The organism is Methylophilus sp. OH31 (genome assembly GCF_000576615.1).
Taxonomy (GTDB): domain Bacteria; phylum Pseudomonadota; class Gammaproteobacteria; order Burkholderiales; family Methylophilaceae; genus Methylophilus.
Genome location: NZ_BAUS01000002.1, coordinates 397,625 through 417,098, shown reverse-complemented (window position 1 = coordinate 417,098; position 19,474 = coordinate 397,625). Strand labels below are relative to the sequence as shown.

The window sequence follows — 19,474 nt, the reverse complement described above, 5'->3', positions numbered from 1 at the left end:
GGGAGATACGCTAACTCGCTACTGCTTGCAGTTGACTGGCTTCGGGCCAGTCCTGCCACACAGGCACGCAACCGGCGGGCAATGCGGGCAAACGCCCCATATCCATATAAGACATGCCCGGGCCGTGGTAATCAGAGCCTTGCGAAGCTTTTAGATCAAAACGATGCGCCAGCTTGGCAAATTGCTCATACTGCGGCGGTTGATGGCTACCAGTGACCACTTCAATCGCTGCACCACCCAGATTTCTGAATTCATTTAATAGCAGATGCATATTCACAAACCCCAAGTCATAACGACCCGGGTGTGCCAGCACCGCCACCCCGCCACTGTCACGAATCAGCTGCATGGCTTCTTCCAGGCTCATCCATTCATGGTTGACATAGCCTGGCTTGCCTTTGACCATATATTTTTTAAACACTGATTTGATGTTTTTGGCATGGCCACGTTTCACCATAAACTGTGCAAAATGACTGCGCGTCATCACGCTGTTGCCCGAGAGTTCGCGCGCGCCTTCATATGCATCTGCGATACCTGCCTTGGCCAACCCTGCGGCAATTTGCCTGGCGCGGGCATCACGTCCTTCGCGCACTTTAGCAAAGGCAGCTAACAATTCTGGATGTTGCGGATCGACACGCAGACCGACAATATGCAAGGTACGATTTTTCCAGGTGACGGAAATCTCAACGCCATCAATAAAAGAGATACCTAATTGCTCGGCCGCGGCGCGTGCCCGTGCCAACCCGCCCACTTCATCGTGATCGGTGAGTGCGAGCACCCGCACCCCCCTGCTCGCCGCATGCGCAACCAGGTCTTCAGGCGAAAGCAGCCCGTCTGACAGGGTGGAGTGGCAATGTAAATCAATGGGAACAGACATGATGGATATGGGGCGCCGTTTGAATAAAAGGATGACAACAAAGCGACTAACTTTACATTTTGACAGAAATCATAGCAAAATAGTGCCCTCACAGATAGCAGGAATTCAGTCACCTGAAGCCAGTCATGCAAGTCATTACCGATTTACTCCCCGTTATTCTCTTTTTTATTGCCTATAAAAAAGCGGGCATTTTTACTGCAACCGCCGTCGCCATGATCAGCACCCTGGTCCTGATGCTGATACTCTGGATCAAACGCGGCAAGATAGACAAGATGCTGGTGATTAACGGCGCGGTGATTACCGTGCTCGGCGGCATCACCTTATTGCTGCATGATAAAACCTATATTATGTGGAAACCCACTGCAATTTACTGGATCGGTGCACTGGTATTGCTCTTCAGCCGCTACGCGCTCAAACGCAACCTGATCGAAAATATGCTGGGCAAAATGATGGCACCGCCGCTGGCGATCTGGGACCGACTCAACCTGTGCTGGATTGCTTTTTTAGTAGGCATGGGCATACTCAACCTCTATGTGGCTTTTCATTTCAGCGAAGATGACTGGGTCAATTTCAAACTGTTTGGTGCCACCAGCCTGATGTTTATCTTTATTATTGTGCAAGTGTTTGCGTTAAAAGAACATTGGATTGAACAAAACACCCCGTCTGCCTGACTAAGAGAAAACCACCATGCTTTACATGATTTACGCCCAAGACACTGCTAACAGTTTGCCGCTGCGGCTGGAACATCGCCCGCCACATCTGGCACGCTTGCAACAGCTACAGAATGAAGGGCGCTTGCTACTCGCCGGGCCATTGCCAGCCATTGATAGCGTGGACCCTGGCGCAGCCGGGTTTAGCGGCAGCCTGATTGTGGCAGAATTCGATTCTTTACAGGCAGCCACCAACTGGGCCAATGACGACCCTTTCGTGCATGCAGGCGTCTATGGCAAGGTAGAAGTCAAACCTTTTAGAAAGACGCTGCCATAACATGTTAAAAGCAGAAATCGAGCAACGTTTGCAGCCGCTGGCACCCACACTTCTTGAGATACAGGATGACAGTGAACTGCATCGCGGACATGCAGGGAACACGGGCGGCGGGCATTTCACGCTCACGGTAAAAAGCTCGCTATTTTCAGGAAAATCACAGATAATGCGGCATCGCATGGTCTATCAATGCTTACAAGATTTAATGCCTCATCGCATACACGCGCTCAGTATTCAGGCCCTATCGACTGATGAGTCATTTAGTTGAAACATTTCTGTTTTTTAATATCGCACCAACTCAAATCGTTATATAAGGATATTGCATGAAATTTTTGAAAGTAATGTTGGCGATTGCTTGCTTAAGCGCACTGCCACATGTATACGCGGCCGATGCCGATGCGGTTGCCACAGTCAATGGCAAACCAATTAAAAAAACCTGGGTAGACTTTATTTTACGTGATGCTGAAGCACGTACCGGCCAGAAAGCCAATGACGGCATGAAAGCCGCCGTGGTCAACGAGTTGGTGGGTTCAGAACTGGCTTACCAGGAAGCACAAAAAGCTGGCATCGACAAACTGCCTGACTTTATCGCAAGCGAAGAACTGGCACGTCGTAAATTGCTGGTCAACGCATTCCTGGCTGATTTCATCAAGAAAAACCCAGTCACGGATGCCGAGAAAAAAGAAGGCTACGAACAGTATAAAAAAGAGCTGGGCGACAAAGAATATAATGCGCGCCATATTCTGGTAAAAACTGAAGCAGAAGCTAAAGCCATTATTGCCGACCTGAAAAAAGGCACTGACTTTGCGAAAATTGCTAAAGAGAAATCACAAGATCCGGGCTCTAAAGACAAAGGTGGCGATCTGGGCTGGTTCTCACCTGCTGGAATGGTAAGACCATTTGCCGAAGCACTGGTTGGTTTGAAAAAAGGCGAAACAACGCCTGAGCCAGTACAGTCACAATTCGGCTGGCATGTGATCAAGCTGGTGGATACACGCGCACTGCAAGCACCGCCTTATGAAAAAGTGCAAGAAGGCATTGAGCGTACTTTGCAGCAGCGTAAACTGGAAAAATACATGCTGGGCCTGAAAGACAAAGCAAAAATTGATGTCAGCGGCATCGAGAAGAAGTAATCAAAACCGCTTGTAACAAATCAATAAAAAAGCCAGTTTAGACTGGCTTTTTTATTTGCCGCGCATCGCCTCTGCATGAGGCTATCACCCGCCAGACCCGCACAGAAACATTCCTTTGCCCGTCAATCTGAGATAAAATCAAGAATTATTCTCATTTGTAATATGCACATGCATCTTGACGCCCTCAAACCCGGCCAGTCAGCCATGATTGATCGCATCCATGCTGAACAGGCCTTATCACAACGCCTGAGCGCTTTGGGTTTCCGGTCTGGCAAACAGCTGGAAGTCATCCGCCAGGCCGCGTTCAATGGCCCATTGCATATACGCATCGGCTCGACAGACGTCATTATCCGCCTGCAGGATGCCAAAGCTATCCATGTGCACCTTCTCTCCAACCAGACAGAATCCATCACTGCATGAAACGTGTTGCCCTGCTCGGAATGCCCAACACGGGCAAATCCACCCTGTTCAATCGCTTAAGCGGCGCGTCCGCCCGGGTCGGCAACTGGCCAGGGATTACCGTGGATTTAATGAGTGCCAAAATACTGCTGGGCGGCCATATTGCTGAACTGGTAGATTTGCCCGGCCTGTATGATTTGCATGGTTTCTCAGATGATGAGCACGTCGTGCGTCATTTTCTCAGCCACCACCCGGTTGACCTGGTGCTGATTATTTTAAACAGTGCCCAGATTGACCGCCAATTATCGCTCGCCTTGCAAATTCGCGCCCTCGGCTTACCTGCGGTATTGCTGCTGAACATGGAAGATGAAGCCAAACGCGCAGGCATTACGATTGATGCACAAGCGATGAGCAAACAACTGGGCATACCAGTACGCACCATTAGCGCCAAATATGGCCAGGGCTGCCCTGAGGCATTGCAACTGGCGGCACAAACCATCCTGCAGCAACCTAACCTGGTGACACCGGAAACCATTGCGGGCAAGTTGGAGATGGACAATGTCATCGAGCAGGAAATGCACCAGATTATTGACCTCACTGTGCATTTTCCGCTGCAACTCAATCACTCGCTGACCGATCGCCTGGACAAAGTACTGTTACACCCATGGCTGGGCTTGCCACTCTTCCTGCTTTCAGTGTTCCTGCTGTTTCAGTTTATTTTTACCGTCGGCGCCCCGTTACAAGAGGGCATGGCATGGCTGTTTGACAGCTTGCGCAGCACGGCGTTAGAACCACTGCTGGCCAGTTTGCCCACCTGGTTAAATGGCTTGCTACTGGACGGCCTGTATACAGGTTTTAGCACGGTAGCCGCATTTGTGCCGATTATTGTTCTGTTCTTTTTAGTCATGAGCATGGTCGAAGATAGCGGTTATTTATCACGCGCAGCCTTTCTCATGGATACCCTGATGGCAAAAATGGGCCTCGATGGCCGTGGCTTTGTCATGATGCTGATGGGCTTTGGCTGCAACGTCCCCGCCTTGATGGGCACGCGCGTCATGCGTAGCCGCCCCATGCGCTTGCTGACCATGCTGACCATCCCACTGTCCTTGTGCTCGGCCAGATTACAGGTATTCCTGTTTATCATTGCCATCCTGTTCCCGCCCTCACAAGCCGCGCTGGTACTCTTTTCGCTCTACCTGGTCAGTTTCGCCACGATTTTCATCACTGCCATCCTGTTCAAAGGCAAATTTGCCAGCCGTGAACCGTTTGTACTCGAACTGCCGCCGTATCGCTTTCCTACCCCGCAACAAATCTGGATGCGTGGCTGGCAAGAGGTGAAACACTTTCTGTCACGTGCAACCAAATTTATCGTCATTGGCGTGGTCATGGTTTGGCTGCTCACACACCTGCCAACCACTGCCGTGCCGGCCAGTGCCGAGACCTGGGCGGGTAGCATAGGCCGTTTCTTTGCGCCAGTGCTGGACCCGATTGGCATTGACACCCATCTGGCAATTGCCTTGATCTTTGGCTTTGTCGCCAAGGAAATCGTCGTCGGTTCGCTAGCCGTCATTTACGGCTTGCAAGGCGATGCACTCAGCCAGCAGATCGCAGCCAATATCGACTGGGTACAAGGCATGAGTTTTATGCTGTTCACGCTGATTTATACGCCCTGCCTATCTACTATTGCTACCCTTAAATCCGAAAGCAAAAGCAGTGGCTTTATGTGGCTATCACTCACCTGGTCATTAGCACTGGCGTGGGTTGTGAGCTTTGCGTTCTACCAAAGTGCCCGCGCGCTGGGTTACTAGCGCCTACCATTCTCAATCGGCCACCTGTGCGTGGCCGATTTTATTTGGGATTCGATTAGCCCTGCGAGACGACGCGCTTTCTGTTAAAATGACGGTTTGAATTTTCATTGAAAAATCCAACCGTCACATGTCCAGTCAAGCGCATTTTTTTAGTCTGCGCGGCAGCGCCGCCCTCTCGCAATTCCGTCTCGATAAACTGTATAGCGCCCTCAACATCAGCGCACCGAATATCGCCCATATTTATACCGAATTTGTGCATTTCGCCTTTAGCGAAACGGCATTGAGTGCCACTGAACAAGACACCTTGCGTCAGATTCTGACTTACGGCCCGCACACGGATATCGAATCACCGACTGGCGAATTGCTGTTGGTGACACCACGCATAGGCACCATTTCACCATGGGCCTCACGTGCCACTGATATTGCCCATAACTGCGGCCTCAGCAGCCTGCTGCGCCTGGAGCGCGGCATTGCCTACTATGTGACAACAAAAAATGGTCAGCCACTCACGGAGACCGAAAAACAGGCCTTGCGCACAGCAATTCAGGACCGCATGACAGAAACGGTGATCTACCGCCTGGCTGATGCCGAAAAACTGTATCACCACGCCGATCCTAAACCGCTATCCAGCGTGGACATCCTGGCCGGTGGCAAGGCCGCGCTCGAAACTGCCAACAGTGACATGGGGCTGGCGTTATCGCCGGACGAAGTCGACTACCTGCTGGAAAATTACACAAAAATGGGGCGCAACCCGACCGATGTCGAGCTGATGATGTTTGCCCAGGCCAACTCCGAGCATTGCCGCCACAAGATTTTCAATGCCGACTGGGTGATTGATGGCGTACAGCAGGAATTGTCGCTGTTCAACATGATCCGCAATACGCACAAACTGCACCCTGGCCACACCGTTGTAGCCTATTCGGATAACTCGTCGATTGTGCAAGGCCAGAAAACCAAGCGTTTTTACCCTTCTGCCGACCAGAGCTACCAGTTTGTAGAAGACAATATGCACTACCTGATGAAGGTAGAAACGCATAATCACCCGACCGCGATTTCACCGTTTGCCGGTGCCGCAACAGGTGCAGGCGGCGAGATCCGTGACGAAGGCGCCACCGGTATTGGCTCGAAACCCAAAGCAGGCCTGGCAGGCTTCTCGGTGTCTAACCTAAACCTGCCTGACTTCAAACAACCCTGGGAAACCAACTACGGCAAACCTGGCCGTATCGCCAGCCCGCTGCAAATCATGATAGATGGCCCACTCGGTGGCGCTGCTTATAACAACGAATTTGGCCGTCCCAACATTGCCGGTTATTTCCGTACCTTTGAGCTGGAAACAAGCACCACAGACGGGCAATCAGAAGTGCGTGGCTATCACAAGCCCATCATGCTGGCCGGTGGTGTCGGTAATATTTCTGACAGCCATAGTTTTAAAAACAGCATCCCTCCTGGCTCAGCCCTGATTCAACTGGGTGGCCCGGCCATGCTGATTGGCCTCGGCGGCGGCGCAGCCTCCAGCATGGATACCGGTGCCAACACCGAAAACCTGGACTTTGACTCGGTGCAACGTGGTAACCCTGAGCTGCAACGCCGTGCGCAAGAAGTGATCGACCGTTGCTGGCAAATGGGCGATAAAAACCCGATTTTGAGCATTCACGACGTCGGCGCTGGTGGTATTTCTAACGCCTTCCCAGAGCTGGTAAACGACGCCAAAGTCGGTGCAGTGTTCCAACTGCGTGACGTACACAACGAAGAACCTGGCATGAGCCCGCGCGAATTGTGGAGCAATGAAGCGCAAGAGCGCTACGTACTCGCCGTCACACAAGACCAGTTGCCATTATTTGAAGCAATTTGTGAACGCGAGCGCTGTCCGTTCGCGGTAGTGGGGGTGACCACGGAAGAGCGCCACTTAACCGTGGAAGACACGCACTTTGCCAACAAGCCTGTCGATATGGAGCTTTCTGTATTGCTGGGTAAACCGCCAAAAATGTTACGTGACGTCAAGTCCGTGCAGAAGTCACTGCCTGCCTTTGATACCAGCAACATAGACTTGAACGATGCCGTGGCACGCGTACTGCGTTTACCAGGCGTGGCCGATAAAACCTTCCTGATCACCATCGGTGACCGCAGTGTCACCGGCCTGATCGCGCGCGACCAGATGGTTGGCCCATGGCAAGTACCGGTCAGCAACGTGGCCGTGACTTGCGCCGGTTTTGAAACCAATATTGGCGAAGCATTTGCCATTGGCGAAAAAGCGCCCCTGGCGCTGATTGACGCCCCGGCTTCCGGCCGCATGGCGATTGGTGAGGCCATTACCAACATTGCTGCCGCCTCGATTAGCGAGATCGGCAACCTCAAACTGTCCGCCAACTGGATGGCGCCTGCTGGCCACACCGGTGAAGATGCCGCCTTGTATGCCACCGTGAAAACTGTCGGCATGGAGCTGTGCCCGGCACTGGGCATCAGCATTCCGGTCGGTAAAGACTCCATGAGTATGAAAACCGTGTGGCAAGACAATGGCGAAAACAAAGCCGTTACCGCCCCCATCTCGCTGGTGATTTCTGCGTTTGCCAATACGCCAGACGTACGCAAAACACTGACGCCACAACTGCGTACCGACTTAGGCGACAGCGAACTGATTCTGATCGACCTCGGCAACGGCCGCAACCGCATGGGTGGTTCGGCCCTGGCGCAAGTCTACAAGCAACTGGGCAATACCGTGCCGGATGTCGATCAACCAGCGCAATTGAAAGCGTTTTTTGCCGCTATCCAGCAATTGAACAGTGACGGCAAATTGCTGGCCTACCATGACCGCTCTGACGGCGGCCTATATGTGACGCTGGTAGAAATGGCCTTTGCTGGCCATTGTGGCCTTAATATCGATTTGTCCAGCCTCAATGGTGACACAATCAGCACCCTGTTTAACGAAGAGCTGGGCGCCGTGGTACAAGTGCGTGCAGCGGATGCTGCCGCGATTGCAGCGCAACTGCAACAAGCGCTGGGCGCCTGTGTACACCGTATTGGCCAGGTCGACGCGGGGCATGACATTGCCATCAGCCAAGGCAACACACAATACAAAGCTTCGCGGATTGAGTTACACCGTATGTGGTCTGAAACCACTTACCGCATGCAAAGCCTGCGTGATAACCCGACCTGTGCGCAGCAGGAATACGACCGCATTCTCAATGCTGACGACGCTGGTTTGCATGCCAAGCTGACGTTTGACCTCAACGACAATATCGCTGCGCCGTATATCAACACCGGTAAACGCCCGAATATGGCGATTCTGCGTGAGCAAGGCGTCAACGGCCAGACCGAAATGGCCGCGGCGTTTGACCGCGCAGGTTTTAACAGTGTTGACGTGCATATGAGCGACGTCATTAGCGGCCGTGTGTCCCTGAAAGACTTTGCTGGCCTGGTCGCTTGTGGTGGCTTCTCTTACGGTGACGTGCTGGGTGCGGGTGAAGGCTGGGCCAAGTCCATCTTGTTCAACAGCCGCGCACGCGATGAATTCAGCGCCTTCTTTAACCGTACCGATACCTTTGCACTGGGCGTGTGTAACGGTTGCCAGATGATGAGCAACCTGCACAGCATTATTCCTGGTGCAGAGCACTGGCCGCATTTCGTGCGCAACAAGTCCGAACAATTTGAAGCACGCGTGGCGCTAGTCGAAATTCTATCCTCGCCATCCATCTTCTTTGATGGCATGGCCGGTAGCCGCATGCCGATCGCTGTGGCACATGGTGAAGGTTTTACGGAATTTACTGATGCCAGCGCTGTCACAAGTGTGCTACAACAGCAACTGGCAACTGTGCGCTATGTTGACCATGCTGCGCAAGCGACCGAGGTCTACCCGTTTAACCCGAATGGTTCGCCACAGGGCTTGACCGGTTTCACTACGCAAGACGGCCGTTTCAGCATCATGATGCCGCATCCTGAACGTGTATTCAGGGCTGTACAACACTCCTGGCGTCCTGATGGATGGCAAGAGGACGGCCCGTGGATGCGCATGTTCAGGAATGCACGCAAGTTTGTGGGTTAAGCGAAACCGACTCACGTGGTTTCGCCATTAAAATAAAGTGGTTATTTTTAAAAATGAAAATCAGGTGTTTGGAGAGATTATGAAATCAGTTAAGTTTTTAGTGGCCTTGTTCTCACTGTCATTTGCCTTACAGGCATTTGCCTTGTCAGATGAGGAGTATATGGAGTTTACCGAGGCGCTCACCGGTGGTAACGTGAAAGTGGTCAAAAAGTTTGTTGAAGCTGACCCGACCTTGGTAAAACAGAAATTCTTTGCCTGGGAGCCACTGCAAATGGCGGCATCAAAAGGCAAGCTGGACGTGGTGAAATACCTGGTGTCCAAAGGCGCTGACCTGAACTATGTACACCCGGCCAGCCATAATACGGCGTTCCATATGTCCGCATTTATTGGCGATACTGCTACCATGAAATACCTGGCTTCTGCGGGTGCGGATGTGAACATCAAACTCAAAGGCGATGTATCCCTGGTGCGTTATTTCAAAGAAGAAAATGACCAGAAAATGGTCGACCTGCTGACTGAACTTGGCACCAAAAACGATGGCTGTCAGGAAGAAAAATGCTTTTAATCGCTGGCAACTCGCAACGATATTAAACAAAAACGGTCATGAGATTCATGGCCGTTTTTGTTTTAAGGCAATTGTTTTGAGGCTGTGTAACCATAGTCACTCACGCCTCGGCATCCATTTAGAATAATGTGATACATCAATATCACTCACAATCAATCCTGGGGGAAGCATGAAGCAGATATACGCGCGTATTCTATGGGCTTGCATTGCAATATGGTCGCTATCGACGCATGCAGAAGACTCGTCGGCCATTCATACCCTGGCGGCCTCTTGCGCTGCCTGCCACGGACCCAATGGCAATAGCCTGGGCGGCACACCTACGCTTGCAGCCCTCAATCAAGCCTATTTTGTGCAGCGCATGCAAGGCTTTAAAGATGGCTCGGTGACTTCTACCGTCATGCATCATCACGCCAAAGGGTTAACTACAGAAGAAATAACCGCACTGGCCAGCTATTTCGCACAACAGCCCAGACAAACAGCGCATGCCTTGCCACATCAATCATTCCTGGGGGCACAATAATGCAGCCGGATTCTATATTGACCACCACCCTCACCTCTCGCAGGCAATTTGTGCGCTCAGTGATTTATGGCGGACTCGCCTTTTATGGCCTGCCCGCTTTTGCCCGCGCCAGCAAGCCGCCACTGGGCCATGTAGTGATAGTCGGCGCTGGTTTTGCAGGCCTCACCGCCGCCAAATACCTACGCGCCTGGAGCATGGGCAACCTCAAAGTCACCATCATTGAGCCCAACCCGCAATTTATCTCCTGCCCGCAAAGTAATCTGGTACTGGGTGGCAGCCGCACGCTGGATCAATTAAGTTTTGCTTATGACTTATCACGCAAACAACATGGGCTGCACTGGATACAAGACAGTGTCACGTCGGTTGATCTTGTGAATAAACAAGTGCAACTCGCGCGTGGCCATCTCAGCTACGACCGCCTGATACTTGCTCCCGGTGTTGACTTTAATTACAGCAAGATTCCTGGCATGTCAGCCCCGGTCGCCGATATTCCACATGCATGGAAAGCGGGCAAACAAACGCTGCAACTACGGCAGCAATTGGAGAGCATGCCTGATGGCGGCATATTCGTGATGACCATTCCAACCGGCGCTTACCGCTGCCCGCCCGGCCCTTATGAACGGGCCTGCCAGGTCGCGCATTATTTCAAACAGCACAAACCGCGCAGCAAAGTGATTATCCTGGATGCCAATGCCGACATCACCTCCAAAAAAGGCTTGTTTTTGCAAAGCTTCAATGGTGCCTACCAGGGCATCATTGAATACCATAACAATAGCGAAATCCTGCAACTGGATGCCGCCAGCAAAACCATTAAAACCGACTTTGAAACGGTGAAAGCAGACGTGCTGAATGTGATTCCGCCGCAATTGGCAGGCAAAGTCGCGCAAGTGGCGGGCCTGAATAATGTCGATGGCCGCTGGTGCGAAGTTGACTTTGTGACGTATGCATCGAGCCTGCAAGCTGATGTACATATCATCGGCGACAGTATTTCGGCAGGGTTGCCGAAGTCAGCCCATATGGCGACCTCGCAGGCGAAAGTCTGTGCGGCAGCCATCATAGACCTGCAAACTGGCAAAGCCCCTAACCCGCTGCCTGTGTTCGCAAACACTTGCTACAGTTTTGTCGACAACCAGCAAGCCATGCACGTGGCCAATGTCTATCGTTATGACCCAGCCAAGAAATCCATGGTATCAGCCGAAGGTGGTGGCGTTTCGGCCAAAGCTAGCGTGCAGGAAGGCGAATACGCACAAGCCTGGGCAGAAAACATCTGGGCCGACACATTGACATGACGGCAGCACACGCCCAAACCTCTTCCCCCAATAAAGTTTCGCGCTTGCTGTTGATCGCATTGACAGGGTTGTGCACGGCAATTGGTTTGCACTATGCCATGGCACAAACGCCAGAGGTCGATGCTGCTTTATCGACGCTGGAAGTCCCCGCCGGGCTCAAGATAGAGCGATTTAGTGATGTCAGCACCTTGGGCGCACCACGCATGCTGGCGCTGGACACACAGGGACGGCTATTGGTCAGCTTGTCTGATACTGGCCGTATCGTGCGTTTAAACGCACAAGGGGAAGCAGAAGTCATTGCCCAAGGCCTCAATGCGCCACACGGCATCACCTTGCTAGGAGAGGACTTGCTGGTGGCTGAACAGACCGGCGTGGTCAAACTGCCGAAACAAGGCGATGGCTGGGGCGCCCCGCAACCGTTTATCCGCAACTTGCCTAGCGGTGGCCATAGCCTGAAAACACTCAAAATCTCGCCGGACGGCTATCTGTTTATCAATGTCGGCTCCAGTTGCAATGTCTGTGTCGAAGATAATCCGATGCGCGCAACAATACTAAGATATACGGCAGATGGCCGTCCTGCTGGCGCGCTGCTGACGGTCGGTCGTCATGCACAAAGTGCAATCTGGGCCCGTGGCCTGCGTAATAGCCAAGGTTTTGCCTGGCAACCACAAAGCGGAGAGATGTTTGCCACCAACAATGGCGCCGATAATCGCAGTGGACAGAAAAATGGCCATATCGATGACGACTTGCCACCAGAACACCTGAACAAGATTGAAGCAGGCCAGCACTATGGCTGGCCGTATTGCTGGAGCGACCCCGCGCAGCCCGGGCAACTGATGCAAGACCCCAACTTTGTTGGCGAAACAGGTGCTTGCCAACAGGCGCAAGCGCCCGTACTAACACTCCCCGCACACAGTACGCCCATAGGCATCACTTTTTTGCATCAAAGCCGGCTAGCAGGCGACATCCAACAGGATGCGATTGTGGCCTTGCATGGTTCCTGGAACCGCAAACAACCCAGCGGCTACGCCTTGCTGCGTGTACAATTCAGGAACCAACAGCCCGTGGCAAGCGTCCCATTCATTAGTGGCTGGCTGCAAGGCAAACGAGCCTGGGGACGACCAGTAGACGTGATCGTCGGTGCCGATGGCTGGCTATATGTGTCAGATGACCTGACCGGCTGGATTTACCGTATTCGCAACCTGTAGCCACCGCTGCAAGGATATTTTCAGGAGCAATATATGAAACGCATTTTGTTGTCTATCAGTAGCGCACTCTGCCTGGGCTGGATCAGCCTTAGCCAGGCGGGTACGCAACCGGCTTTGGTCATTCAGGTACCAGAGTCTTTTTACCAGCATCCAGTACGCCTGTTGAATCCCTACCTCAACTATTGGCATAACCGTGCCGAAGCAGCTGAAGCTGTCGGCTTGAGCAGCTTTCAGGCGCAAAACTTTACCACCTCCAGTTGTGAGGCCGAAGCCAAAGGCCAGGCCCTGGTGGTGATTGAACCCAATATGTTCTATAACCCGCAAACGGGTGTGTTTTACAGCGAAATCACTGCCAAGGTGTATAACCAGCCTGCCGCAGACAGTGCTCTGGGAAAACCGCTGCTGACAGTCAAGGGTGAAGGCCAATCACGTGGCTGGCTGACTTACAATGTGGAGCACTCGACACATAAGTCTTACCAGCAAGCGTTTGACCAGGTGATTCAGCAATTGCAGCAGAATCCTGCTTTCCAGCAATCCTTGGCACAAGCACCGGTACAAACCTACGAGGCTTTGTGCAATAGTATTAATACCTTATCCCAACCTAAAGCCTTTTTCTAGGAGTGTTTATGTTGTTTTTCCAGCCTCGCCGTGTCTTGACCTCTAGCGCCATCTCAAGCTTAGTCGCTGCCTGCTTACTGACGATCACCAGCCACAGTCACGCGCACGGCTTAGCGCCTGTGAATGGATTACTGACGCCGGAATCTGTTGTGCAAGCCGCCGACGGCAAAATCTACGTCTCTGAAATCAATGGCTTTGGCCAGGATGGTGATGGACAGATTCGCGTCATCGACCATGGCAAAACCTCGGTCTTGGTACAAGGCCTGGATGACCCTAAAGGGCTGGTGCTGATCGGCAATGATTTATATATTGCCGACAAAACGCGTGTATTGCGTGTCGCACTGAACCAGCCAACCGCCAGCGCTGAGGTGTTTCTGGCAGCGACTGACTTTCCTAAAGTGCCGCAATTTCTCAACGACTTGAGCGCAGATGCCAATGGCAACCTGTATATCAGTGACAGTGGTGATATTCTGGGCAGCGGCAAAGGCGGCATTATTTATAAAGTCACACCTCAACGTCAGCTGAGTTTGCTGCTAGACGGCACGATCGATGCACGTATTTTAGCCCCGAATGGTTTGCTGGCCGATGCCAAAGGTGAGCATCTGCTACTGGTCGACTTCACTTCTGGCGTGCTTTACAACTACAACCTGTTGAGCAAAAAACTGGATGAAGTGGCCAGCGGCCTGGGTGGCGGCGATGGCATTGTCAAACAGGCAAATGGCACGATTTATGTCAGTGACTGGAAGTCAGGCAAAGTATTCCGCGTTGACCAGCAACATAAAGTCACCCTGATCAAAGAAGGTTACCAATCTGCCGCAGATATTGCGCTAACACAAGATGACCACCATCTGCTGGTACCGGACATGAAGGCAGGCAAGCTGGATATCATAGATTTACGTTAGACCTTGACTTAGTGGGCTTGCACCAGAACCTGGCGCAAGCCCAAATCCACATATTCCAAATCACACATAAAAAAAACCACGCTTGCGCGTGGTTAAAGTGAGAGGATACACACGAAACCGCTGATTGCTTCAACGCACTGCAGGGAATTCAGTACGCTTAGGCAACTTCGCAGTTACTTGGTTTGCGCAGTTTTTTTGTCAACCTCCTTTTGGGAGTTGACCGCTGGCTGCGCAACAGCGTGTCTGGCTACTTTCAAATGTTTCTGCATTTCAACCTGATCATGTGGCGAGGGGTTGGTCCCGGCCATGGCATAGGCTGAAAGAATGAATCCCGACATGACTAACAGGGTCTTGATCATGATCGCTCCTTAATCGCTGCTGCTCATTTAATATTCTGTGTTTAATGGCATCGTGGCTCGTACTGCGTTGTCCACCCTTGCACAATACGCTGCTCTCCTTACAGCTAACTTACGCCTGGCTTGCAGCAAACTTACAAACGAAAAACCCGCCAGCATTGAGGTACACTGGGCATATTCAGACCAGCGGATATCAGCAATGCGTTTATTAATTGTGGAAGATGATTTAGTGATTGCGAATGGACTGGTGCGTGCCCTCAGCCAGTCACAATACGCGGTTGATCACGTCACCGATGGCAAACAAGCCTTACGCGCCATTCAGGATGACGTATACGACATGGTGATTCTGGACCTTGGATTACCCACGATGGATGGCATGCAGTTGTTATCCCACCTGCGCCAGCAGGCTAACGCGATTGCGGTGCTGATTTTGACCGCACGTGAGGATGTGGCCACGCGTGTGCAGGCGCTGGACCTGGGCGCTGATGACTTCCTGACCAAGCCGTTTCACCTCGAAGAACTTGAAGCACGCGTACGTGCACTGATACGCCGTAGTAAACTGGGCAACAACCTGCCATTACAGTGTGGCAACCTAAAGCTCGATGTCGCGAATAAACTGGCCAGTATTAATGACCAACTGATTACCCTATCGGCACGGGAACTCAACCTGCTGGAAACATTGATGATGCGTATGGGTAAAATCATTGCCAAAGAGCAAATCATGGAGTCTTTGTGCAATTGGGACGAAACCCTGGGTGACAATGCCATTGAGGTGTATATTCACCGCCTGCGCAAGAAAATTGAACCCAGCGGCGCCCACATCCGCACTGTACGTGGTTTGGGCTACATGCTGGAAGCCGAACACTTAAGCCTTTAATAACACACTGAATACATGGGACCACGTTCACTCAAAAACCAGCTGCGTTTGTGGCTACTGTTGCCCATGCTGCTGGTACTCGGGGTGTCTGCCGCCCTCTCTTACTCACGCGCCTTGCACTATGCGACACAAGCTTATGACCAGTCGTTGTTGCGTACCGTGCTTGCCTTGGCTGATGAAGTCATTATCGACGCCAACAACGAAGTCAAAATTGAAATTCCCGAAGTCGCCAGCCACCTACTCAGTTACAACGAAGGTGACCGCATTTATATCCGCATTATCGGGCCGCGCGGCAAACTGGTGTTCGGTGAAGCCAATCTGCCACTCCCCACCAAACCGCCAGCGGGCAACCAGCAGATTTATTACAACAGCCTCTACAAAGGCGAAGCCATTCGCGCCGTGACCTTTGGCTTGCCCGAAAGCAAAGCGATCAATGCGCGCAATATCCTGATCACTATGGCAGAAACCACCGGCAAACGCGATGCCATGGTGGCAGAAATGGTGGAAGAAATGCTGCTACCGCAAGTGCTGATGATGCTGTTGGCTGCGATTGTGATTGAACTGGGCATCCACTTTGCGCTAAAACCCATGCAAGACCTCAGGGAATCTTTACATCAGCGCTCCCACCGCGACCTTAGCCCGCTGGATACCAGTTCCTCGCCATTGGAACTGCATCCCCTATTGCATGCCATGAACGCGCTACTATCGCGGGTAAAAGCGGGTTTGCAGCAACAACAGCAATTTATTGCCGATGCCTCGCATCAATTACGTACGCCGATTGCAGGCTTGCAAACACAAGCGGAACTGGCACTCAGAAGCCACCCACCAGAAGCCGTGCAGGAACCATTGAACTACATGCTACGCAGCACAACGCGTTTATCACACCTGATTCAACGTCTGCTGAGCATGGCCAGAACCGATGCCGCCAGTAGTCAGCTGATCTTTCAGCCAGTGTCACTGACCAGTATTATTTATGAGGAGTGCGCGCGCTGGATAGGCCCGGCTGCGGATAAACAACTGGAACTGGAGGTGCTGATTGAAACGCAGCAGGACAAGGTGCTGGGAGACGCCTTGATGCTCTCGGAAATGCTCAATAATTTGCTCGAGAACGCCATCCAGTACACGCCAGAACAAGGCCTGCTTGCGATCCGCTTATGGCAAAGTGAGCAGTCTCTGATGTTACAAGTGTCTGATAGCGGCGTCGGCATTCCTGCCGACCAGACCGCCTTGATTTTTGAGCGCTTCCACCGCCTAGACCCCAATCAGGGCAACGGTTGCGGGCTTGGATTGGCCATCGTCGCCGAAATTGCAGAACACCACAATGCCAGCATCACCGTCTCGGCCGGGCTGCCTCACCCAATCACGCATCACATCGGCAGCCAATTCACGGTAAAATTCCAATGCTATGACATCCTGCCTGAGAACCCTCGCCCTGCAAGCACTGACCCTCAGTGATCCGCAACAAAAATGCCAGCAAGTGACTTTGCTTTGGGAAACCAATCTCGACTACAACGCCCATCTCACGCTGACCGCGCCAGTACAATCCATTCCAGGCCGGCCGGAAAAGCCTCATCTGGTGCCGCCCAAGCAAGTACAGCGTCGCGCCATGAATACGGCTGAAGGCCGTGCGGCGCTGATACATGCATTAGCGCATATTGAATTCAATGCCATTAACCTGGCGCTGGATGCCGTGTGGCGCTTTGCCAACATGCCGGAAGACTATTACCGTGACTGGCTGCAAGTCGCCAAAGAAGAGGCTTACCACTTCTCGCTGCTACGCGCGCATCTGCAAACACTGGGCTTTGACTATGGTGACTTTGATGGTCACAACAGCCTGTGGGAGATGGTCGAAAAAACGCAATCCGATGTACTGGCGCGCATGGCGCTGGTGCCGCGTACCATGGAAGCGCGCGGCCTGGATGCCACGCCCCCGCTCAAACAGAAACTGTCGCAAGCAGGTGACCATGCCGCCGCCGCGATTCTGGATATTATCCTGCGTGACGAAATCGGCCATGTGGCCATTGGCAACCGCTGGTTTCAATATTTATGTGACCAACGCGGATTAGATATCGTCGCCACGTTTGAAACCTTGCGCCAACAATATCAAGCGCCCAAGCTGCGGCCACCGTTTAACATGGAAGCGCGTAAGCAGGCGGGTTTTAGCGAGATTGAACTGGCCTACTTAAATGCAGAGACCCACTAAATGTTTTTTATGAAGGCTTGCGTGGCGGTAGATGACGGAAAGTAATGCGCCCTTTACCCATATCATAGGGTGACATTTCAATGGTGATTTTGTCGCCAGCCAGAATACGTATTTTATGTTTGCGCATTTTGCCGCCAGTGTAAGCAATCAGCTGATGGCCGTTATCCAGCGTCACGCGATAGCGCGCATCTGGCAATATTTCCGTCACTGCGCCCTGCATTTCAATCAACTCTTCTTTAGCCATGAGGTATCCTTAAAATAAAAAACAAAAAAGCCCGTACAAACGGGCTTTATCCGGGGGTGAATTCACCCAAACGCACGTGCTTAAGCAATCACTTGAATGGCTGACGCTTGTTTACCCTTAGGGCCTGTTGTTTCTTCATAAGAAACACGCTGATTTTCTGCCAGGCTTTTAAAACCAGCAGATTGAATCGCTGAGAAATGCGCAAATAAGTCATCGCCACCTTGGTCTGGCGTAATAAAACCAAACCCTTTTGCATCGTTAAACCACTTCACAATACCTGTTGCCATAATAATTCCTTAAAAAATGAATGGGTTTCCCCTATTAAAGGCGAGGGTCAAGTAGCGGGATTAACGATAGAACCGAAAGATAACACCAGAGAAAACAACAATGCTTGAACTTCGCGTGGGCACACTATGCACGTTAATCGCCACAATAGCAAACTATTTTTTAAGAAAAGTATAAATAAATCAATTATTTATTTAAAAAACACCAACCCAGCAGACTGCCGCTCATTGATCGATGAGCGCAGCAACTAGATGGTCAACAGATTGGCGACGCCATCCAGGCCCACCACATTCAGTGCATACATGGCTTGCTGCTGCACCACCGGTTTGGCGTGATAAGCCACACCGACCGCAGCCACGGACATCATGGTCAGGTCGTTGGCGCCATCACCAATGGCGATGGTTTGCGTGGCATCCAGGCCGAGTGCTTCGCGCAGATTCAATAACTCATCGGCCTTGCGCTGGGCATCTACAATGTCGCCCAGCACCTGGCCGGTCAATTTGCCATCGACAATTTCCAGCGTATTGGAGACGGCATAATCCAGCCCTAGCGTATCTTTGACATAATTGGCGAAAAATGTGAATCCGCCAGACACCACCATGGTTTTAATGCCATGTTGCTTGCAGGTATTAATCCACTCTTGCGCGCCTGGATTAAAGGTTAAGCGCTCCTCAATCACGCGTTGTAGCGCTGTCTCTGGCAAGCCTTTGAGCAAGGCCACACGCTTGCGCAAACTGGCAGCAAAATCCAGCTCACCGCGCATGGCAGCCTCGGTGATCTCGGCCACTTGCGGCTTGAGGTTCATCATGTCGGCAATTTCATCAATACACTCAATGGCAATCAGGGTCGAGTCCATGTCCATGACGCACAGACCTATTTCTGGCAGGCGGTGGGCATCCTGCACAATGGCGCAATCAATCTGCTGGCTGGTACAAAATGCCTTCACATCGAGGTATTCCCCCTCGGCGACCGGCAGGTAATACGCATGTTGCGCCACTTGCATAAACTGCGTATGCCCACCGACCAAGCCATGAATATGAGACAAATGTGCCATGCTGATGGCAGGACCTTGAACCACTAAACGCATGATAAAAATCACTAATTAAACAAAAGCGCGATTATACCAGTTGCCTACATAAACGCTGAGAACAGGCTGTTTTTAAGGAGTAT

At 52.0% G+C, this 19,474-nt stretch carries 21 protein-coding genes; 16 read left to right on the top strand and 5 right to left on the bottom strand.

Annotated elements, in window-relative coordinates; all coding sequences use genetic code 11:
- Window positions 1–10: 10 nt before the first annotated feature.
- The gene (locus OH31_RS03675) at window positions 11–874 is read right to left on the bottom strand and encodes a 3',5'-nucleoside bisphosphate phosphatase (RefSeq protein WP_024929674.1); all 864 of its coding nucleotides are present in this window, start codon (window positions 872–874) and stop codon (window positions 11–13) included.
- A gap of 125 nt (window positions 875–999) precedes the next feature.
- Here OH31_RS03675 and OH31_RS03670 point away from each other — a divergent pair, with 125 nt between their 5' ends.
- The 13 genes from OH31_RS03670 to OH31_RS03615 all read left to right on the top strand — a co-directional run bounded on the left by OH31_RS03670 (window position 1,000) and on the right by OH31_RS03615 (window position 14,339).
- Complete coding sequence (locus OH31_RS03670) at window positions 1,000–1,545, top strand: septation protein A (protein ID WP_024929673.1); 546 nt, start codon at window positions 1,000–1,002, stop codon at window positions 1,543–1,545.
- A 16-nt stretch (window positions 1,546–1,561) separates the two neighbouring features.
- Entirely contained in the window at window positions 1,562–1,861 is a 300-nt protein-coding gene (locus OH31_RS03665) for a YciI family protein (protein WP_019881685.1), read from the top strand.
- 1 nt (window position 1,862) lies between these two features.
- Entirely contained in the window at window positions 1,863–2,126 is a 264-nt protein-coding gene (locus OH31_RS14350) for a BolA family transcriptional regulator (RefSeq protein WP_033425676.1), read from the top strand.
- Between the two features lie 55 nt (window positions 2,127–2,181).
- Entirely contained in the window at window positions 2,182–2,991 is an 810-nt protein-coding gene (locus OH31_RS03660) for a peptidylprolyl isomerase (RefSeq protein WP_019881684.1), read from the top strand.
- A 162-nt stretch (window positions 2,992–3,153) separates the two neighbouring features.
- On the top strand, window positions 3,154–3,411 hold the full coding sequence (locus OH31_RS03655) for a FeoA family protein (RefSeq protein ID WP_024929672.1): 258 nt from the start codon (window positions 3,154–3,156) through the stop codon (window positions 3,409–3,411).
- On the top strand, window positions 3,408–5,198 hold the full coding sequence (feoB, locus tag OH31_RS03650) for a ferrous iron transport protein B (protein WP_024929671.1): 1,791 nt from the start codon (window positions 3,408–3,410) through the stop codon (window positions 5,196–5,198). The genes OH31_RS03655 and feoB overlap by 4 nt, the downstream gene beginning before the upstream one ends.
- A 127-nt stretch (window positions 5,199–5,325) precedes the next feature.
- Window positions 5,326–9,237, top strand: coding sequence for a phosphoribosylformylglycinamidine synthase (gene purL, locus OH31_RS03645; protein WP_024929670.1), 3,912 nt, complete (start codon window positions 5,326–5,328; stop codon window positions 9,235–9,237).
- Window positions 9,238–9,316: 79 nt separating this feature from the next.
- Window positions 9,317–9,802: an ankyrin repeat domain-containing protein gene (locus OH31_RS03640; protein ID WP_024929669.1), complete on the top strand. Its 486-nt coding sequence runs from the start codon at window positions 9,317–9,319 to the stop codon at window positions 9,800–9,802.
- A gap of 169 nt (window positions 9,803–9,971) precedes the next feature.
- Window positions 9,972–10,322 carry a c-type cytochrome gene (locus OH31_RS03635; protein ID WP_024929668.1) on the top strand — a complete coding sequence of 117 codons (351 nt, stop codon included), beginning with the start codon at window positions 9,972–9,974 and terminating at the stop codon, window positions 10,320–10,322.
- Window positions 10,322–11,611 (top strand): NAD(P)/FAD-dependent oxidoreductase, encoded by a 1,290-nt coding sequence (locus OH31_RS03630; RefSeq protein ID WP_024929667.1) that lies wholly within the window; start codon window positions 10,322–10,324, stop codon window positions 11,609–11,611. The genes OH31_RS03635 and OH31_RS03630 overlap by 1 nt, the downstream gene beginning before the upstream one ends.
- The gene (locus tag OH31_RS03625) at window positions 11,608–12,819 is read left to right on the top strand and encodes a sorbosone dehydrogenase family protein (protein WP_024929666.1); all 1,212 of its coding nucleotides are present in this window, start codon (window positions 11,608–11,610) and stop codon (window positions 12,817–12,819) included. The genes OH31_RS03630 and OH31_RS03625 overlap by 4 nt, the downstream gene beginning before the upstream one ends.
- A 33-nt stretch (window positions 12,820–12,852) precedes the next feature.
- The gene (locus OH31_RS03620; RefSeq protein WP_019881676.1) at window positions 12,853–13,437 is read left to right on the top strand and encodes a hypothetical protein; all 585 of its coding nucleotides are present in this window, start codon (window positions 12,853–12,855) and stop codon (window positions 13,435–13,437) included.
- 8 nt (window positions 13,438–13,445) lie between these two features.
- Complete coding sequence (locus tag OH31_RS03615; protein WP_024929665.1) at window positions 13,446–14,339, top strand: SMP-30/gluconolactonase/LRE family protein; 894 nt, start codon at window positions 13,446–13,448, stop codon at window positions 14,337–14,339.
- Between the two features lie 173 nt (window positions 14,340–14,512).
- On the opposite strand, the gene OH31_RS03610 is transcribed toward OH31_RS03615, so the two are convergent.
- The gene (locus OH31_RS03610; protein ID WP_024929664.1) at window positions 14,513–14,698 is read right to left on the bottom strand and encodes a hypothetical protein; all 186 of its coding nucleotides are present in this window, start codon (window positions 14,696–14,698) and stop codon (window positions 14,513–14,515) included.
- Between the two features lie 196 nt (window positions 14,699–14,894).
- On the opposite strand from OH31_RS03610, the gene OH31_RS03605 reads away from it, so the two are divergent.
- The 3 genes from OH31_RS03605 to OH31_RS03595 are packed head-to-tail and all read left to right on the top strand — an operon-like array spanning window position 14,895 to window position 17,775.
- Window positions 14,895–15,572, top strand: coding sequence for a response regulator transcription factor (locus OH31_RS03605; protein ID WP_019881673.1), 678 nt, complete (start codon window positions 14,895–14,897; stop codon window positions 15,570–15,572).
- 15 nt (window positions 15,573–15,587) lie between these two features.
- Entirely contained in the window at window positions 15,588–17,027 is a 1,440-nt protein-coding gene (locus OH31_RS03600) for a sensor histidine kinase (protein WP_024929663.1), read from the top strand.
- The gene (locus tag OH31_RS03595) at window positions 16,978–17,775 is read left to right on the top strand and encodes a ferritin-like domain-containing protein (protein WP_024929662.1); all 798 of its coding nucleotides are present in this window, start codon (window positions 16,978–16,980) and stop codon (window positions 17,773–17,775) included. Before OH31_RS03600 ends, OH31_RS03595 begins: the two co-directional genes overlap by 50 nt.
- A 7-nt stretch (window positions 17,776–17,782) precedes the next feature.
- On the opposite strand, the gene infA is transcribed toward OH31_RS03595, so the two are convergent.
- The 3 genes from infA to serB all read right to left on the bottom strand — a co-directional run bounded on the left by infA (window position 17,783) and on the right by serB (window position 19,391).
- A complete protein-coding gene (infA, locus tag OH31_RS03590) occupies window positions 17,783–18,019 on the bottom strand; it encodes a translation initiation factor IF-1 (RefSeq protein ID WP_019881670.1) in 237 nt (78 codons plus the stop codon).
- Between the two features lie 80 nt (window positions 18,020–18,099).
- Window positions 18,100–18,306: a cold-shock protein gene (locus OH31_RS03585; RefSeq protein ID WP_019881669.1), complete on the bottom strand. Its 207-nt coding sequence runs from the start codon at window positions 18,304–18,306 to the stop codon at window positions 18,100–18,102.
- Window positions 18,307–18,551: 245 nt separating this feature from the next.
- Window positions 18,552–19,391, bottom strand: coding sequence for a phosphoserine phosphatase SerB (serB, locus tag OH31_RS03575; RefSeq protein WP_024929661.1), 840 nt, complete (start codon window positions 19,389–19,391; stop codon window positions 18,552–18,554).
- Between the last annotated feature and the right edge of the window lie 83 nt (window positions 19,392–19,474).